Origin of the sequence: Roseovarius sp., from assembly GCF_018066915.1 — a bacterium.
In the GTDB taxonomy this organism is placed as follows: Bacteria; Pseudomonadota; Alphaproteobacteria; order Rhodobacterales; family Rhodobacteraceae; genus Roseovarius.
This window is the reverse complement of record NZ_JAGPVV010000279.1, coordinates 15,971-33,797: the sequence shown is the minus strand read 5'-3', so window position 1 is coordinate 33,797 and position 17,827 is coordinate 15,971. Positions and strand designations below refer to the sequence as shown.

The 17,827-nt window shown below is 63.6% G+C and carries 18 protein-coding genes; 14 read left to right on the top strand and 4 right to left on the bottom strand.

Annotation, left to right across the window (positions count from 1 at the left end):
- Positions 1–486 (bottom strand): trimethylamine methyltransferase family protein (locus KBT70_RS15700; protein WP_363270780.1); only part of this gene is annotated, 486 nt, incomplete at its 3' end.
- Between the two features lie 130 nt (positions 487–616).
- On the opposite strand from KBT70_RS15700, the gene KBT70_RS15695 reads away from it, so the two are divergent.
- From KBT70_RS15695 to KBT70_RS15670, 6 genes are all read left to right on the top strand, one after another.
- Positions 617–1,264 (top strand): TetR/AcrR family transcriptional regulator, encoded by a 648-nt coding sequence (locus KBT70_RS15695; RefSeq protein ID WP_296636036.1) that lies wholly within the window; start codon positions 617–619, stop codon positions 1,262–1,264.
- Between the two features lie 121 nt (positions 1,265–1,385).
- Entirely contained in the window at positions 1,386–2,519 is a 1,134-nt protein-coding gene (locus KBT70_RS15690) for an ABC transporter substrate-binding protein (RefSeq protein WP_296636033.1), read from the top strand.
- A gap of 112 nt (positions 2,520–2,631) precedes the next feature.
- Complete coding sequence (cobA, locus tag KBT70_RS15685; RefSeq protein ID WP_296636030.1) at positions 2,632–3,507, top strand: uroporphyrinogen-III C-methyltransferase; 876 nt, start codon at positions 2,632–2,634, stop codon at positions 3,505–3,507.
- A complete protein-coding gene (locus KBT70_RS15680) occupies positions 3,495–4,760 on the top strand; it encodes a cobyrinate a,c-diamide synthase (protein ID WP_296636026.1) in 1,266 nt (421 codons plus the stop codon). Before cobA ends, KBT70_RS15680 begins: the two co-directional genes overlap by 13 nt.
- Positions 4,761–4,803: 43 nt before the next feature.
- Positions 4,804–6,021, top strand: coding sequence for an MFS transporter (locus KBT70_RS15675; RefSeq protein ID WP_296636021.1), 1,218 nt, complete (start codon positions 4,804–4,806; stop codon positions 6,019–6,021).
- A 60-nt stretch (positions 6,022–6,081) separates the two neighbouring features.
- Entirely contained in the window at positions 6,082–6,468 is a 387-nt protein-coding gene (locus KBT70_RS15670) for a hypothetical protein (protein ID WP_296636017.1), read from the top strand.
- A 12-nt stretch (positions 6,469–6,480) separates the two neighbouring features.
- Here KBT70_RS15670 and KBT70_RS15665 read toward each other — a convergent pair whose 3' ends face one another.
- Positions 6,481–7,383, bottom strand: coding sequence for an NAD(P)-dependent oxidoreductase (locus tag KBT70_RS15665; RefSeq protein ID WP_296636013.1), 903 nt, complete (start codon positions 7,381–7,383; stop codon positions 6,481–6,483).
- Between the two features lie 68 nt (positions 7,384–7,451).
- Between KBT70_RS15665 and KBT70_RS15660 the strand changes: the two genes are divergently transcribed.
- The 7 genes from KBT70_RS15660 to grxD all read left to right on the top strand — a co-directional run bounded on the left by KBT70_RS15660 (position 7,452) and on the right by grxD (position 14,705).
- On the top strand, positions 7,452–9,929 hold the full coding sequence (locus tag KBT70_RS15660) for a penicillin acylase family protein (RefSeq protein WP_296636007.1): 2,478 nt from the start codon (positions 7,452–7,454) through the stop codon (positions 9,927–9,929).
- Between the two features lie 156 nt (positions 9,930–10,085).
- Positions 10,086–10,622, top strand: coding sequence for a phosphoribosylglycinamide synthetase (locus KBT70_RS15655; protein ID WP_296636002.1), 537 nt, complete (start codon positions 10,086–10,088; stop codon positions 10,620–10,622).
- Positions 10,623–10,802: 180 nt separating this feature from the next.
- Positions 10,803–12,968: a phosphoribosylformylglycinamidine synthase subunit PurL gene (gene purL / locus KBT70_RS15650; RefSeq protein WP_296635999.1), complete on the top strand. Its 2,166-nt coding sequence runs from the start codon at positions 10,803–10,805 to the stop codon at positions 12,966–12,968.
- A gap of 194 nt (positions 12,969–13,162) precedes the next feature.
- A complete protein-coding gene (locus KBT70_RS15645; RefSeq protein WP_296635995.1) occupies positions 13,163–13,714 on the top strand; it encodes a hypothetical protein in 552 nt (183 codons plus the stop codon).
- A gap of 149 nt (positions 13,715–13,863) precedes the next feature.
- Positions 13,864–14,100 carry a BolA/IbaG family iron-sulfur metabolism protein gene (locus KBT70_RS15640; RefSeq protein ID WP_296635992.1) on the top strand — a complete coding sequence of 79 codons (237 nt, stop codon included), beginning with the start codon at positions 13,864–13,866 and terminating at the stop codon, positions 14,098–14,100.
- A 4-nt stretch (positions 14,101–14,104) separates the two neighbouring features.
- The gene (locus KBT70_RS15635; RefSeq protein WP_296635980.1) at positions 14,105–14,323 is read left to right on the top strand and encodes a hypothetical protein; all 219 of its coding nucleotides are present in this window, start codon (positions 14,105–14,107) and stop codon (positions 14,321–14,323) included.
- A 19-nt stretch (positions 14,324–14,342) separates the two neighbouring features.
- Positions 14,343–14,705: a Grx4 family monothiol glutaredoxin gene (gene grxD, locus KBT70_RS15630; RefSeq protein WP_296635977.1), complete on the top strand. Its 363-nt coding sequence runs from the start codon at positions 14,343–14,345 to the stop codon at positions 14,703–14,705.
- Positions 14,706–14,743: 38 nt separating this feature from the next.
- Here grxD and speB read toward each other — a convergent pair whose 3' ends face one another.
- Together speB and KBT70_RS15620 are read right to left on the bottom strand one after the other, a co-directional pair.
- Positions 14,744–15,709, bottom strand: a complete 966-nt coding sequence (gene speB / locus KBT70_RS15625; protein ID WP_296635974.1) for an agmatinase — start codon at positions 15,707–15,709, stop codon at positions 14,744–14,746.
- Positions 15,710–15,721: 12 nt separating this feature from the next.
- Positions 15,722–16,885: a M20 aminoacylase family protein gene (locus KBT70_RS15620; protein WP_296635972.1), complete on the bottom strand. Its 1,164-nt coding sequence runs from the start codon at positions 16,883–16,885 to the stop codon at positions 15,722–15,724.
- Positions 16,886–16,947: 62 nt separating this feature from the next.
- Here KBT70_RS15620 and mazG point away from each other — a divergent pair, with 62 nt between their 5' ends.
- The gene (mazG, locus tag KBT70_RS15615; protein WP_296635969.1) at positions 16,948–17,763 is read left to right on the top strand and encodes a nucleoside triphosphate pyrophosphohydrolase; all 816 of its coding nucleotides are present in this window, start codon (positions 16,948–16,950) and stop codon (positions 17,761–17,763) included.
- Positions 17,764–17,827 lie beyond the last annotated feature (64 nt).

Genomic DNA, 17,827 nt, shown 5'->3' with positions numbered 1-17,827 from the left:
CCGCCCCTTGTCCAGGTCCATCACGAAGGGCGAGCCATAGGCAGGCGCAAACACCATCGACTTGCCGCCGATGCGCACGGATTTGGCCGGGTTGCGCGCGTACTGCGTGAATTCCGCCGGGGCGGTGGCCAAAAGCCCACGAATGAGCCCCGGTTCAAAGGTCACATTCCACGCCTCCGGCCCAACTTCCCGCGCCTTGCCGCCCGCCTGCTGAAAGAGGCGCACAGTCTCGGGGTCCTCGCGAAACTCGATGCCGATTTCAGCCAGAATCCGGTCGGCGGTGGCGATGATCGCATCGAGTCCCTCCTCCGACGCGATGTCATGGGTGGGAATACCGCGCGTGATATAGGGCACATGCAGCGGGTTCACCCCAGCCCCCGCGCCAGTGCCGCGCCGCACCTGCATGGCGGCGCGCCCGCCGCGCGCCCGCCGGGCCAGCGGAGCGGGCATATCAAGATGACTGTCGGTGGAAACGGCGTGCGGCATCGGCCTGATCCTGGGCTGGCCGGGCAGCACCCGGCGGTGGTGTGAAAACTTAATCGACACTACTGTCGAGAAAATCCACTAACCTGTCAAGAGATTTGCCACCGATGCCAAAACCGTCTAGTCTTGGTCCATGAACAGCGCCCAAACCACCCGCCGACCCAAACCTACCCCCGACCCCGCCACGCGCGGGTCCGAGGATCTGTGGCTCAATGCCGCCTATGAGGTGCTCGTCACCGCCGGGGTGGATGCGGTCAAGGTGATGCCGCTGGCCCAGATGCTCGGCCTCTCGCGCACCAGTTTCTACTGGCATTTCAAGGACCGCGAGGCGCTGCTTGCCGCCCTGCTCGACCGCTGGGAGGCGCAGAACACCGGCAATCTCGTGGCCCGCACCGAGGCCTATGCGGAATCGATCAACGAGGCGCTCTACAATCTCTTCGACTGCTGGCTCACCCGCGACCTCTTTGATTCCCGCCTCGATTTCGCCATCCGCAACTGGGCGCTCGGCGATCCCGCGATCAAGGCCAAGCTGCAACGCACGGATGAAACCCGCATCACTGCCATCCGCGCCATGTTCGCGCGATTCGGCTATGATCCCGAACAGGCCGACACCCGCGCCCATACCGTCTACTACACCCAGATCGGCTATATCTCGATGATGGTGGCCGAACCGCGCGACATCCGCATCGCCCGCATGCCCGCCTATGTCGAGAATTTCTCGGGCCGCCCCCCGGCCCCTGCCGAAACCGCCCGCTTCATGGCGCGCCATACCAGCCCCTGATCCATTCCGCTGACATCTGGACCTTTTGCCAAAGCTGTGGAAAGGATTGGGCACCACCCTCTGGGGGACCAAGGGCAATCCGGGACGGGACAAACCGCCCGACATCAGGGAGAGATGACATATGACATTCAAGACACTGGCCATCGCCGGCGCGCTCAGCCTCGCCGCCGCCACCGCGCAGGCAGACATCAAGGTCGGCATGATTACCACCCTCTCGGGTGGCGGCGCTGGCCTCGGCATCGACGTGCGCGACGGCTTTATGCTCGCGTTGGAGCAATCCGGGCGCAGCGACATTGAGGTGATCATCGAGGACGATCAGCAAAAACCCGACATCGCCGTGCAACTCTCGGACAAGATGATCCAATCCGACAAGGTCGACGTGATGACGGGCATCATCTGGTCCAACCTCGCCATGGCCGTGGTGCCCGGTGCCGTGGCCCAAGGCAAATTCTACCTCTCGCCCAATGCTGGCCCCTCGGCGCTGGCAGGCCAAGGCTGCTTGCCCAACTATTTCAACGTCGCCTGGCAGAACGACAACCTGCACGAGGCCGCCGGGGCCTATGCCAATGACGCAGGCTATAAAAACAGCTTTATCCTCGCGCCCAATTACCCCGCAGGTCAGGACGCGCTCACCGGCTACAAGCGGTTCTACAAGGGCGAGTTGGCAGGCGAGATCTACACCCAACTGGGCCAAACCGATTACGCCGCCGAAATCGCCCAGATCCGCGCAAGCGGTGCGGACTCTGTCTTCTTCTTCCTGCCCGGCGGCATGGGCATTTCCTTCCTCAAGCAATATGCCGACAGCGGCGTCGGCTTGCCCGTGGTCGGCCCCGCCTTCAGCTTTGACCAAGGCATCCTTCAGGCCGTGGGCGACGCGGCCCTTGGCGTGGTCAATACCTCACAATGGTCCAAGGATATCGACAACGAAACCAACGTGGCCTTCGTTGCCAGCTTTCAGGAAAAATATGGCCGCCTGCCTTCGCTCTATGCAAGCCAGGGGTTCGATACCGCCAACCTCCTGATCTCGGCACTGGATCAGGCACAACCCTCTGACGCCGACGCCTTCCGCGCCGCCCTCAAGGCCGCCGATTTCTCCAGCACGCGCGGCGATTTCGCCTTTGGCAACAACCATCACCCGATTCAGGACATCTATGTCCGCGAGGTGATCAAGGAAGGTGACGTTTACACCAACAAGATCATCGGCGTCGCACTTGAAGATCACGTCGACGCCTACGCGGCCGAGTGCAAGATGTAATCCCCACGGCCGGGCTGCCCCAAGGCCCGGCCACTCCCGTCATGTCGCTCTGACCCCGGTGCATGGTCGTTTGCCACCTTTCACAAAATTGAAACTCGCGGCATAGAAAGACATGACCGACTCGCACCGCTCTTCTCTTCCTTTGCTCCCCGGCAATGACTGGCCCCGGATGGAACCCGGCTGGGTCTGGCTCTGTGGCGCAGGCCCCGGTGATCCCGGCCTCTTGACGCTGCACGCGCTCAATGCGCTGCAACAGGCCGACGTGGTGATCTATGACGCGCTGGTGCAGGACTGCATCCTCGACTGGGCCCCGCAGGCCCGCCACATCTACGCAGGCAAGCGCGGCGGCAAACCTTCGGCCAAGCAACGCGACATTTCCCTGCAACTGGTCGACCTCGCCCGCGAGGGTAAACGCGTGCTCCGCCTCAAGGGCGGCGATCCCTTTGTCTTTGGCCGCGGCGGCGAAGAGGCGCAGACGCTGGTGCAACACGGCGTGCCCATCCGCATCATTCCGGGTATCAGCGCGGGCATCGGCGGGCTGGCCTATGCGGGCATCCCCGTCACCCACCGCGACGTCAATCAATCCGTGACCTTCGTGACGGGGCATGACCAGTCCGGCCTCACACCCTCCTCGCTCAACTGGCAGGCCATCGCGCAGGGCAGTCAGGTGATCGTGATCTACATGGGCATGAAACACGCAGGCCAGATCAGCGCGGCACTTCTTGACGCAGGCCGCCCGGTGGATGAACCCTGCGCCGTGGTGTCCTCCGCAACTACCCCCGATCAGCGCGTGCTGGAAACCACGCTCGGACGGCTCGCCGCCGATATCGAGGCAAGCGGCTTCGAGCCGCCCGCGATCCTCTGCATCGGGCGTTCGGTCCTCATGCGTCAGGTGCTCGACTGGCAGGGAATGCTGGCGGGTGCCGCCCCCCGCGATCTCGACCCGCTCGGGCGCGGCCTACCCGCCGAGACCGCATGCGGGGGCTGATCCTCGCCGCGCCCTCCTCTGGGGCGGGCAAAACCACGCTCACCCTCGCCCTGCTGCGCCTTCTCTCCCGCGAGGGTCTGCATGTGCGCGGGGCGAAATCCGGCCCCGATTACATCGACCCCCGCTTTCACGAGGCCGCTTGCGGCGCGCCTTGCCCCAATCTCGACGCTTGGGCGATGACTCCTGCGCGCCTGCGCAGCCTTGCGTCTGGTGACGGCCTCCTGATCATCGAGGGCGCAATGGGCCTCTTCGATGGTGCCCCGCCCGATGGGCGCGGCGCTGTGGCCGATCTGGCGCGGCATCTCGATCTGCCGGTGGTGCTGGTGGTGGATGCAGGCCGCATGGCAGGCTCCATCGCGCCCTTGGTCGCAGGGTTTGCAGGCTTTGATCCAAATGTGCGCGTGCCCGGCGTGATACTCAACAATGTAGGGTCTGAGCGGCACGAGGCGATGCTGCGCCGCGCGCTGGCTCCTCTTGGCCTGCCCGTTCTGGCCGCACTCCGCCGCAATCCGGCACTGGCGCAACCCTCTCGGCATCTCGGGCTGGTGCAGGCCGCTGAGCACCCCGACCTTGAACAGTTCCTCAACACCGCCGCCGACGCATTGGCCTCAACCCTCGACCGCGCCGCGCTCCTGTCGCTTGCAGCACCTTTGCCAGAGGCCACAACCGCCCCACGCCTCGCCCCCCCGGCGCAGGTCATCGCGGTGGCTCAGGACCGCGCCTTCGGCTTTGCCTATCCGCATATGCTGGCCGATTGGCGCGCGGCGGGCGCAGAAATCCGTCCCTTCTCGCCCCTCGCCGACGATGCGGTGCCCGAGGCCGGTTTCGTCTTTCTACCCGGCGGCTACCCGGAACTGCACGCTGGTCAACTCGCCGCCAATCACATCTTCATGCAAAGCCTCAAGAGCGCCGCACACTTCTCAGATATATATGGAGAATGCGGCGGGTACATGGTGCTGGGTGACGGCCTGATTGACGCGCAAGGCACCCAACACGCAATGGCCGGAATACTACCGCTAGAGACCAGCTTTGCCAGCCGCCGCCTGCATCTGGGTTACCGCACCTTGACCGCGACCCAAGGTCCATTCCCCGGCACTTGGGCCGGGCATGAATTCCACTACGCCACAACCCTGCGCGCCGACGGTCCCGCCCTCTTTGCCGCACAGGACGCCGAAGGCACAGCCCTGCCGCCCATGGGCCTCCACCTTGGCCGGGTCAGTGGCTCCTTCGCGCATCTCATCGACCGCGCCTGAATTGCCCTTGCAGCGCCCCAGCGACGGGTCTAGCACTTCGGCCATGACCGATATCACCCTCCAACCCGACGATAGCCGCGCGCGGCGCAATGTGGCCGTTCTGGTCGCAGCCCAAGCCATTTTAGGCGCGCAAATGCCGATGATCTTCGTCGTGGGTGGGCTTGCCGGGCAATCGCTCGCCTCCAACATCTGCTTTGCCACCCTGCCGATATCGCTCATCGTGCTGGGCTCGATGCTCTCGGCCACGCCGATTTCGCATCTGATGCAGCGCTATGGCCGCCGCACCGGGTTTTTCATCGGCGCGGGCGCAGGGGCCATCGGAGGGGCGATTGGCGCCTATGGTCTCTATACCGCCTCCTTCCCGATCTTCCTCTTGGGCAGCCTGATCACCGGCACCTATATGTCCGCCCAAGGCTTTTACCGCTTTGCCGCTGCCGACACCGCCAGTGACGCCTTCCGCGCCAAGGCCATCTCTTACGTCATGGCGGGCGGCCTCCTCAGTGCCGTGATCGGCCCGCAACTGGTCAAGGCCACCTCGCAGGCCATGGTGATCCCGTTCTTGGGCACCTATCTGGCGGTCATTGCCCTCAATATCGCGGGGGCCTTCCTCTTTCTCATGCTCGACATCCCGAAACCGCCGGTGCCCGCCGTGGATGCCCCCCATGGGCGCACGCGGATGGAACTCCTGAAAACCCCACGCATCGCGGTGGCCGTAATCTGCGCCACCGTGTCCTATGCGCTGATGAATCTGGTCATGACCTCGACCCCGCTCGCGGTCGTGGGCTGCGGCTTTGACGCGGGCAATGCGGCGGATGTGGTCACGGCGCATGTGCTGGCGATGTATATCCCCTCGTTCTTCACCGGCCACCTGATCGCCCGCTTCGGCGTGGAAAAGATCGTGGCGACCGGACTTGTCATCCTCGCGGGTGCCGGGGCTGTGGCCCTCAACGGCGTGCATCTGGAAAACTTCTTTGTCGCCCTCATCCTCTTGGGCATCGGCTGGAATTTCGGCTTTATCGGGGCGACCACCATGCTCGCCGGGGCCCATGCTCCGCATGAACGCGGCCGCATGCAGGGGCTCAATGATCTCATCGTCTTCGGCGGCGTGACCTTTGCCTCGCTCTCGTCGGGTGGGCTGATGAACTGCTCGGGCGGCACGCCTCAGGCCGGTTGGGCCTCGGTCAACCTCGCCATGGCCCCCTTCCTGATGCTGGCAGGCGGTGCGCTCATATGGCTGACCCTGCGCCCCAAGGACGCCTGAGCGCGGGCGGCAGCGTCGGATTTTGAGTATTTTTGGAACGATGAAACAGCAGGGGCGCACATGATATTGCAAATCTGGCAGAGTTACCGACGCCTCCCCCTCTGGGTGCAGCTTTGGGTCGCCCTCATCCTCGTGCCGGTCAACGCCGCGTCGCTTCTCTACATCACGCAGCCTGCCGCCGCGTGGCTGGCACTCATGGCGGTGGGCGCGATGCTCTGCAATGGCGTGCTGATGCTGGTCGAGCGCGGCTTTTCCAAGGTGATGGCCTTGCCGCATGTCCTCATCTGGACACCGATGCTGGGGCTGATCCTGTGGCTCTTGGCCCAAGACATCGCCGATGGCTTTCGGACCTATCTCTTGATCCTGCTGGCGGTCGATGTGGTCTCACTCATCCTCGACGCCATCGACACGCGCAAATGGCTGTCAGGCGACCGCAAGATCGCCTGACACCGCGCCATTTCACCCAAGCTTGCGCAAGCGCGCAAAGAGGCTCGACGTATCCCAACGACCGCCACCCATCTTCTGGACGTCCTTGTAGAACTGATCCACCAGCGCTGTCACCGGCAGGCTGGCGCCAGTCTCATCGGCGGTGCTGAGGCAAATGCCAAGGTCCTTGCGCATCCAGTCGACGGCAAAGCCGTGGTTCCACTTGTCGTCAATCATCGTCTCATAGCGGTTCGACATCTGCCACGATCCGGCAGCCCCCTGAGAGATCACCTCGACCACCGCGCGCCCATCGAGCCCTGCCTTCTCTGCGAAATGCAGCGCTTCGGCCAGACCCTGCACTAGACCGGCAATCGCGATCTGATTGCACATCTTGGTCATCTGCCCGGCGCCGCTCTCGCCAATTCGGCGGCAGAGCTTGGCATAGACCTGCATCACCGGCTCGGCCGCCGCATAGGCCGCCTCATCGCCACCGCACATGATCGAAAGCTGGCCTTTTTCGGCCCCTGCCTGACCGCCCGACACGGGGGCATCGACAAAATTCAGCCCCGCCGCCTTGGCCTCGGCATAAAGCTCGGTCGTGACCTTCGACGACACCGTGGTGTGATCCACGAACACCGCGCCCTGCGCCATCCCGGCAAAGGCCCCATCGTCCCCCTGACAGACCGACCGCAGATCGTCGTCATTGCCCACACAGGCCATCACAAATTCCGCCCCTGCTGCGGCCTCGCGCGGGGTGGCGGCGTGCCGCCCGCCATGCTGGGTCGCCCATGCTTCGGCCTTGGCGGCTGTGCGGTTGTAAACACAGACCTCATGCCCGGCTGCCGCCAGATGCCCCGCCATCGGATAGCCCATAACCCCGAGCCCCAGAAACGCCAGTTTTGCCATAGTTCTGTCCTCTCCCACATCTTGTGCCATTGTCTTGCCGGGGTTTTCTGACTATCCCCGGCAGGTGATGCAAGCGGAAAATAGGGCGGTGCCGGGGCATGTCAGGGCTGGTGAAATGGTTGTTGCGGCTGGCGGGCGGCGCGATCCTCTTGGCGCTGCTGGCGCTGGTCGGGGCCTATTTCCTGCTGTCGCGCTCCTTGCCCGACTATGACACGACGCTGACGGTCACGGGCATCACCGCCCCGGTCGAGATCGTGCGCGACAATGCCAATGTGCCGCATATTCTGGGCCAGACCGACGCCGACAGCTTCTTTGGGCTGGGCTATGCCCATGCGCAGGACCGCCTCTGGCAGATGATGACGATGCGCCGCACCGTGCAGGGGCGGTTGTCAGAGGTGTTCGGCCCCCGCACCGTCAAGATTGACAGCACCCTGCGCCGCCTCGATCTCTATACGCTCGCGCGCCAATCGGTCGCGGTGCAAGATGCCGAAACCATGGCCGCGCTCAAGGCCTATTCCGATGGCGTCAATGCCCGCCTGACCGAGATCAACCGCGAGGCTCTGGGGCGCGGTGCCCCTGAGCAGTTCCTCTTCAACGCCCCCATCGCCCCGTGGCAACCTGCGGATTCCATTGCGCTGATCAAGCTGATGGCGGTGCAGTTGTCGTCGCATCTTGAGAACGAAGTGCTCTTTGCCCGCGCGGCCCTGGCCCTCGAAGACCAGAACCGTCTGGCCGACATCATGCCCCTTGCCCCCGGCAGCGGCATTGCCGCCCTGCCTGAATATGCAGCCCTCTTTCCGGGTGCCAACTGGTCTCGCATCGCGCAAACCGCGCCAGCAGAGGACGACCCGCTTTCGCCCTTCAAACGCCGCGCCTTTGCCGGGGCCTCGAATGCCTTTGCCGCCGCCCCCTCGCGCTCGGCTTCGGGCGGCACGCTTTTGGCCAACGACCCGCACTTGGGCTTTTCCGCGCCGAATATCTGGTATCTCGCCCGGCTCGACCTGCAAACAGGCGGTGTGATCGGCGGCACGATTCCCGGCATCCCCGCGATCCTCACAGGGCGCAGCGCGCGGTTGGGCTGGGCTGTCACCTCGTCCTATCTCGACGATCAGGACCTCTATATCGAAGAGGTGAACCCCGAGAATCCCGATGAGTACCGCACGCCGGATGGCTGGAAGGAATTTCGCACCTCTCGCTCCATCATCGAGATCAAGGATTCCGATCCCGTCACCCTCACCCTGCGCTGGACAGATAATGGCCCCGTCTTGCCCGGTAGCCATTATGATCTGGCCGAAGTGACCCCCGCAGGCCATGTGGCCTCTCTCGCGTGGACAGCCCTCAGCCCCGAGGATACCACCATGTCCTCGGCCATCGGCCTCATGCGCGCGCAGACGGTGCAAGAGGCGATCGACCTCAGCCGGCTCTATATTGCGCCCTCGCAAAACCTTACCCTTGTGGACCAGAGCACCATCGCCATGCGCACCATCGGGGCCATGCCCCGCCGCGATGCCCGCCACGAGAGCGAGGGGCGCATGCCCGCACGCGGCTGGTTGCCGGAAAACCGCTGGCAGGGCATGCTGCCCTTTGCCGCCAACCCCGAATTCGTGGCCCCCTCGGGCGGTATCCTCGGGAATACCAACAACAAGGTGGTGGACCGCCCCTTTCCCATGCATGTCAGCCACCTCTGGGGTGACACGCAGCGCGTCCACCGCTGGCGCAGGCTCATGCAGGGCCGCGAGGTGCATACCCGCGACAGCTTTATCGAGGCGCAGCTTGACACCGTGAGCTTTACCGCCCGCTCGCTCTTGCCGCTCATTGGGGCCGATCTTTGGTTCACCGGCGAAGCCGCGCCCGAAGGCACGCCCGAGCGTCTGCGCCAAAAGGCCCTCACCATGCTGGCCAACTGGAACGGCGAGATGAACGAACATCTGCCCGAACCGCTGCTTTATGCCGCGTGGATGCGCGCGCTGATGGACCGGCTGATCCGCGATGATCTTGGTCCCCTGTCGCGCGAGTTTGACCACCCCGATCCGATCTTCATCGAACGGGTGTTCCGCAATGTCGATGGGGCCGCCGCCTGGTGCGATGTCAAGCAATCGACGGCAATCGAGACCTGCACCGACACCGCCCGCATGGCGCTCGACGATGCGCTGATCTGGATATCCGAACGCTATGGCGCATCGCTCGAAAGCCTGCGTTGGGGCGATGCGCATCAGGCCACCCATGACCATCAGGTGCTGGGCGAGGTTCCGCTCCTGCGCCATTTCGTCAACATCCGCCAATCCACCTCGGGTGGCGACAATACACTCCTGCGCGGGCGGACGCGCGGCGGTGACGGGCCGGACCCGTTCCAGAACGTGCATGGCGCAGGCTACCGCGGCGTCTATGACTTTGCCGACCCTGACAGCAGCGTCTTTATCATCGCCACAGGCCAATCGGGGCATTTCCTCAGCCGCTATTACGACAACCTGTCGCAACTCTGGCGGCGCGGCGAATATATCCCGATGTCGCTCGACCCTGCTCTGGCGCGCGCGGCCTCTGTGGGCATCACCATCCTGCGTCCCGAAGGTCAGTAGCCCCATCCGCCAAGATTGCAGAGGCTCAGAGACAAGCCGCGCAACTTTTTCCAAGCCGTTTGGAACCGCGCCGCACCTCCTGCGTTGGTCCTCCAAGCGCGCATTCGGCGCGTTGATGGAAATCGCAGGACTGACCCTGCAGAAACGGAGGATACTATGACGTTCCGCACACTGGCTCTCGCAACGGCCCTCACAAGCGTGTCGGCCCTGACGGCCCTGGCCGCAGACGAAGGCGGTACCGAACGGCAATCCCAAGACAACAGCGGCGCAGATGCTGTCTATGAACAGAGCCAAGACACCGCCACCGCCGCGTCCTCAGACAATTGGTCCGAAGCGACCGTTACCGGCGATGGCGAAATGCACGCGCCCACCGACCTCGATCTCGCGGCCAAAGCCCCGCGCGAGACCGGCAACACGCTCGTCGAGAACATTCTGGCCGAGGCGGAAACAGGGGCCACATTGACTTCGGTCGATGACAAGGTGATCGGCGAGGTCGTGGCGCATGAAGGCGACGAGAGCACAGAGCACCTGATCTACGTCGATATCAGCACGGATGCCCAGATTCCGGCCGAGCGTATCGGCTTTGAGGCTGGCTCGCTCAGCGTCGGGGAAAACGGCGGCTTGGAATATGCCATGACGCTCAAGCAGCTGCGCACCGCCGTGGCGGAAAAAGTTGCGACCATGACGCAATAACTCACCCCTTACCCGGCGCGTTCCTCCCTCCCGCGCCGCGTCCACGGCCCGGCCTTGATCAAGGTCGGGCCGTTTTGCTGCACCCATCGAAATTGCCCTCCCCGGATCACGCGGCCCTTCCCCCCGCCGCGCGCGTGCTTTAAAGACCCGCGCATGCACATCCCCGAAGGAGCCCGCCCGATGCAGGAACCGTCCATCACCCCCGATCTCGTCGCGGCCCATGGCCTCAAGCCCGATGAATACGAGCGTATCCTCGAGATCATCGGACGCGAGCCGACATTCACCGAACTGGGCATCTTTTCGGCGATGTGGAACGAGCATTGTTCCTACAAATCCTCCAAGAAATGGCTGCGCACCCTGCCCACCACCGGCCCTCAGGTGATCTGCGGTCCGGGCGAGAACGCGGGTGTGGTCGATATTGGCGACGGTCAGGCGATCATCTTCAAGATGGAGAGCCACAATCACCCCTCCTATATCGAGCCTTATCAGGGCGCTGCCACCGGCGTGGGCGGTATCCTGCGCGATGTCTTCACCATGGGCGCGCGCCCCATCGCCTCGATGAATTCGCTCAGCTTTGGCGTGCCCTCGCACCCCAAGACGCGTCAGCTTGTGCATGGCGTGGTGGCTGGTGTCGGCGGCTATGGCAATTGCTTTGGCGTGCCTTGCGCGGGCGGCGAAGTGCGGTTTGATCCGGCCTATAACGGCAACTGCCTTGTGAATGCCTTTGCCGCAGGTCTGGCCGACGCGGACAAGATTTTCTACTCTGCCGCCTCTGGTGTGGGCATGCCCGTGGTCTATCTCGGGGCCAAGACAGGGCGCGACGGTGTCGGTGGGGCCACCATGGCCAGCGCCGAATTCGACGACAGCATCGAGGAAAAGCGCCCCACGGTGCAGGTGGGCGACCCTTTCACCGAAAAGCGCCTGATGGAGGCCTGTCTCGAACTCATGGCCACCGGTGCCGTGATTTCCATTCAGGACATGGGCGCCGCTGGCCTCACCTGCTCTGCCGTGGAGATGGGTGACAAGGGCGGTCTGGGCGTCAAGCTGCAACTCGACGCCGTGCCGCAGCGAGAGGTGAACATGACCGCCTATGAAATGATGCTCTCGGAATCCCAGGAACGCATGCTCATGGTCCTGCGCCCCGAGAAAGAGGCAGAAGCCCGCGCCGTCTTCGAAAAATGGGACCTCGATTTCGCCATCGTCGGTGAAACCATCGCCGAGGACCGCTTTCTCATCCTGCATGGCAACGAGATCAAGGCCGACCTGCCCTTGGCCACCCTCTCGGGCTCTGCGCCCGAATATGACCGCCCTTGGGTGGAAACTGCCCCTGCCACGCCGCTCGACCCCGCGACCGTGCCCGGTGTCGATCCCATCGACGGTCTCAAGGCGCTCATTGGCTCAATCAACTACTGTGCCCGGCAATGGGTTTACGAGCAATATGACACGATGGTCATGGCCGACACCGCCCGCACGCCGGGACAAGGCGCAGGGCTCATCCGTGTGCATGGCACCGACAAACTTTTGGCCTTCACCTCCGACGTGACCCCGCGCTACGTCAAGGCCAACCCCTTTGAGGGCGGAAAACAGGCGGTGGCCGAGGCGTACCGCAACCTCTCCGCCTTGGGCGCGGTGCCGCTTGCCACCACCGACAACCTCAATTTCGGCAATCCCGAAAAGCCCGAGATCATGGGCCAATTCGTTGGCGCCATCAAAGGTATCGGCGAGGCTGTGGCCGCCCTCGACATGCCCATCGTGTCGGGCAATGTCTCGCTCTACAACGAAACCGATGGCACCGCCATTCTGCCCACCCCGACCATTGGTGCTGTGGGCATCATCCGCGACCCCGCAACCGCCATCACCGGACAGGCGCGCGATGGGCATGTGGCGCTCGTCTTGGGCGAAACCCATGGGCATCTGGGGCAATCCGCGTTGCTGGCCGAGGTGTTTCACCGAGTCGAAGGCGACGCGCCGCCCGTGGACCTTGCGGCCGAGAAACGTCACGGCGATTTCATCCGCGCCAATCACGCCCTGATCAAGGCCTGCACCGACCTCAGCGATGGTGGTCTGGCGCTTGCTGCCTTCGAGATGGCCGAGGCGGCTGGCGTGGGCGTTCATCTCGACAGCGAGGATGCCGCCACACTCTTTGGCGAGGATCAGGCGCGCTATCTCATCGCCTGCAACTTCGATCAGGCCGAGGCGCTGATGATCGCCGCAGGGAACGCGGGCGTGCCTCTCACCTCCGTGGGGCGATTCACCGGCGACACCGTGCGCTTTGGCAAATCCGAGGCCCCGCTGGCCGAATTGTCAGCCCTCTTCCGGGGCACCTTCGGGGCGACCTTCGGCTGAGGAGGCAGGCACATCAGGATGGCGATTTTGGCCTGTTTCTAACGTTCGCCCCAATCTCCAAAGCGCGGAATCAAGGCGCGTAGCGCCGCCGCGCAGCGCCCGTCCGCCCTCTCACCCCATCACTTTTTCCGGAGCCCCATAGCGCGGGCCCTGCTCCCCGTGGCAGGCTCACGTCAGCCATGAAAGGATCGTCCATGCTCCGTCGTCTGCTTCTTGCCAGTCTTGTCCTGATCGCCTCTCCCATTGCCGCGCAAGAACCCACGCCAGACCCAATCCCAGACCCCGCGCCAGAACCAGCGATGACGCTGGAGCGGCTCGATACAATCATCCGCGCCCTCGACCCCGAGGCCGAGAGCAACGGCAGCGTCTGGCAACTCCGCATCAACGAGGTGCAGGTTCTCATCGTCACCGACGAGACCGCCGACCGCATGCGCGCCATGACCCCTGTTGCCAAGGCCGAAGACCTCACGCCCGAGGACCTGAGCCGCGTGCTTCAGGCCAATTTCGACACCGCCCTCGATGCCCGCTACGCCATCGCCAAGGACATCCTCTGGGCCGCCTTCATCCATCCACTGAAACCTCTGGAAAAGGACGAATTCATTTCGGGCCTTGGACAGGTGGTGAACCTCGCCCAGAGTTACGGCACGCTCTATTCCGGCGGCGCGCTTCAATATGGCGGCGGCGACAGCGGCGCGCTGCAACGCGCGCTGATCGACGATCTGCTCAAGAAGGGCGAAGAACTCTGAGACCGGTCAAGGGGGGCGCTGCCCCCCACGCGCCTTGCGGCGCTCCCCCCGAGGTATTTTCCGCCAGATGAAGGGCAAGGCCTGCCCTCTCTTGCACTCCCCCCGGCGGCGCTCTACATCTTGGGCAAGACGTGACAAGGAGACCCCCGATGGCCATGCTCGCCTCCGATCTCGAAGCCCTGATCCGTCAGGCCCTGCCCAATGCCAAGATCACCGTTGACGGCGAAGACGGCGTGCATTTCGCCGCCGAAGTCATCGACGAAAGCTTTCGTGGCCTCAACCGCGTGCAACAACAACGCGCCGTTTACGCGGCTCTCAAGGGCAAGATGGACGGGCCCAATGGGGCCGTTCATGCGCTGGCGCTTACAACCAAGGCGCCTGACTGAATTCATGGAACCTCGCCTGCTCGTGGCCCTGCTGCTTTTGCCCTTTGCCGTGATCTTTGCCTATACGATGTGGCACGAGATCCGGCGCTACCGCCGCGACGGGCGCGCCGCTTACGGGCTTGGCTATTGCGAGGAAACCGACAGCACCCATGTAACGCTTTTGGGCGACGACGAAACCGGGTATGACCCAGAAGAGACCGACACCTCGGCCAAGGCCGATTGACAGACCGATAGGACACATCATGACTGACGCCAAAACCCGCATCGAAGAGACCGTGAAATCCGCCGATGTCGTGCTCTACATGAAGGGCACCAAGGACATGCCGCAATGTGGCTTTTCCAGCCGCGTCGCGGGCGTGCTGAATTATATGGGCGTCGAGTTCAAGGACGTCAACGTCCTCGCCGATGAAGAAATCCGCCAAGGGATCAAGGACTATTCCGATTGGCCGACCATCCCGCAACTCTACGTCAAGGGCGAATTCGTGGGCGGATGCGACATCATCACCGAGATGACGCTCTCGGGCGAACTCGATGAACTGTTTGAAAAATCCGGCGTGTCCTATGACAAGGATGCCGCCGAGAAAATCCGCGAAGCCAACGCCTGAGCGAACAAGGCGGCCGGACCGACCGGCCGCCTGTCTCGTTATCCCTGCCGGGTCCAGCCCCAGAGGCAGAGCATTTCCATAAGCACATGCGCCCCCGCAATCGCGGTGGCCCCCGTGGTGTCATAGGGCGGCGAGACCTCGACCATATCGCCCCCCACCAGATTAATGCCCGCCAGATCCCGCAAGATGATCGCCGCCTGCGCCGAGGTAAGCCCCCCCCAGACCGGCGTGCCGGTGCCGGGCGCATAGGCGGGGTCGAGCGCGTCGATATCAAAGGTCATATATACCTGTGCATCGCCCACGATCTCCTTGATTTTGCGCGCGATTTCCACCGGTCCCTCCAGATGCACCTGCCGCGCGTCAAGCGTGGTAAAGCCCATCGTATCGGGATTGGTGGTGCGTATCCCCACCTGCACCGAGCGCGTGACATCGACAAAGCCTTGCTTCACCGCCTTGTACATCATCGTGCCGTGGTCAATGCGCGTGAGATCATCATCGACCCAGGTATCGGAATGGGCATCGAAATGCACCACCGCCAGCGGTCCGTATTTTTCGGCATGAGCCTGCAACAGCGGCAGGGTGATATAATGATCCCCGCCAATCGCAAAACAGGCGGCACCCGCCACGAGAATCCCCTTGGCATGTTCATGCAATGCCTGAGGAAAGGCCGCTACATGCGCGTAATCAAACGCTAAATCCCCATAGTCCACGATGCTCAGATGGGACAGCGGATCATAGCCATCCCAGCCGTAGGGCGGATCATAGACTTGCAGCGCGCTCGCCTCGCGCACCGCGCGCGGTCCCATGCGGGTGCCGGTTCGGTTGGTCACGGATTGGTCAAACGGCACGCCCGTAATCGCCACATCCACGCCGCTGAGGTCCTTGGAATAGCGCCGCCGCGCAAAGGAGAGCGCCCCGCCAAAGGTATTCTCATAGCTGGCCCCCCGCAAATCCGCGCGCGTAAACGCCTGATCCACCTGCTTTTTCGCGTCTTCCAGTGCCATGGCACCCCCCTCTCAGACAATCGGTTGCGCGCGCTCGACCAGCCGCGCAAAGAACGAGGCGCCGATTGGTGCCATCGCATCGTTGAAATTGAACCCCGGATGATGCAGCCCCGGCCCCTCGCCCTGCCCCAGAAACAGATACGAGCCCGGAAGCTCTTGCAGCATATAGGAAAAATCCTCGGCCCCCATCTCGCGCGGGCGATCCGCGATCACCGCATTTTCACCCACCACCTCGCGCGCGACCTCTGCGGCAAAGGCGGTCTTGTCCGCGTCATTGTAAGTGGCGGGATACCCCAGATCGATCCGCACTTCGGCCCGCACCCCATGCGCCGCCGCCGTGCCCAACGCCACCTCGCGCAGCCGCCGATGCACCATCTCCTGCACTTCGGGCGTGAATGTGCGGATCGTGGCGTTGATATAGGCGGTCTCGGGGATCACGTTATCAACCGTGCCAGTATGGATCTGCGTCACCGAGATCACCAGATCATCCAGCGGGTTGCGGTTGCGGCTGACAATCGTCTGGATCGCCTGCACGATGGCCACCGCCGCCACCACCGGATCAAGGCACTCATGCGGCATGGCCCCATGCCCGCCGCGCCCGATCACGTCGATATGCAGCGTGTCCACCGCCGCCATGATTGGCCCCGGCGTGGTCTCGAACCGGCCCGCAGGCACGCCCGGCAGGGTATGGAGCGCATAGACCTGCTCCACCCCATAGCGGCTCAGTGCGCCCTCCTCGACCATGATACGCCCGCCGCCCGGCCCCTCTTCGGCAGGTTGAAAGAGCAGCACCACGCGCCCGGCAAAATTCCGCGTCTCGGCCAGATATTTGGCGGCTCCGAGCAGCATGGTCGTATGCCCGTCATGGCCGCAGGCATGCATCTTGCCGGGGGTCTGGCTGGCATACTCAAGCCCGGTAATCTCGGTCATGGGCAGCGCGTCCATATCGGCGCGCAGACCAATCGTGGGCCCATCCCCTCGCCCTTCGATCACTGCAACAACGCCACTGGTCGCCACTCCGGTTTCGATCTGGGTAATGCCGAATTCGCGCAGGCGCTCGACCACAAAGGCCGCCGTCTGATGACAATCGAACCCCAGTTCGGGATGCGCGTGCAGATGCCGGCGCCACGCGGTCATTTCCTCGGAAAACCCGGCAATTCGATTGATCACGGCCATCTCTGGACATCCCTTCCTTCTCGCGTCAGGGTCCACTCAACCCCAAAGACGAGGCCGCCGCAATGCCTGACGACACGCTCATTCACGATCCCGACGGGGGCTTGCCCCGCCTCATCGCCATCATGGCCCGGCTGCGCGATCCCGATACCGGCTGCCCTTGGGACATCGAGCAGGATTTCGCCACCATCGCCCCCTACACGATCGAAGAGGCCTATGAGGTGGCCGATGCGATTGAACAGGAAAACTGGCAAGAGTTGCGCGGCGAATTGGGCGACTTGCTCTTGCAGGTGGTGTTCCATTCCCAGATCGCGCAGGACCGGGGCCTGTTCGACGTGCAGGACGTGGCCAACGCCATTTCCGACAAGATGGTCGCTCGGCATCCGCATGTGTTCGGCTCTGAAAGCCGCGACAAGACCGCCGAACAGCAAACCCGCGACTGGGAGGTGGTCAAGGCCGCCGAACGCGCCGCCGAGGCCAAGACCGGCACGCTCGACGGTGTGGCGCTTGGCCTACCTGCGCTCCTGCGTGCGGTCAAGCTCCAGAAACGCGCCGCGCGTGTGGGCTTTGACTGGCCCGATGCGTCTCATGTTCTCGACAAGATACGCGAAGAAGTTGAGGAGCTGCATGAGGCGGCAACCGAGTTGACCCAAGATGCGGTCGAAGAGGAATTCGGCGATCTTCTGTTTGTCATGGCCAATCTCGCCCGGCATATGAAGGTTTGCCCCGAAACTGCCCTGCGCCGCGCCAATGCCAAATTCACCCGGCGGTTCGAGCGGATCGAGGCGCTCTTGGCCGAACGCGGCCGACGCCCCGCAGACTCGGATCTGGCCGAAATGGATGCCCTCTGGGATCAGGCCAAAGCCGAGGAACGCAGCTAATCCCCATCCGACAACCGCTTGTAACCACGCCCGAAACCCGCCACTCTCAGGACGACTAGCAAAA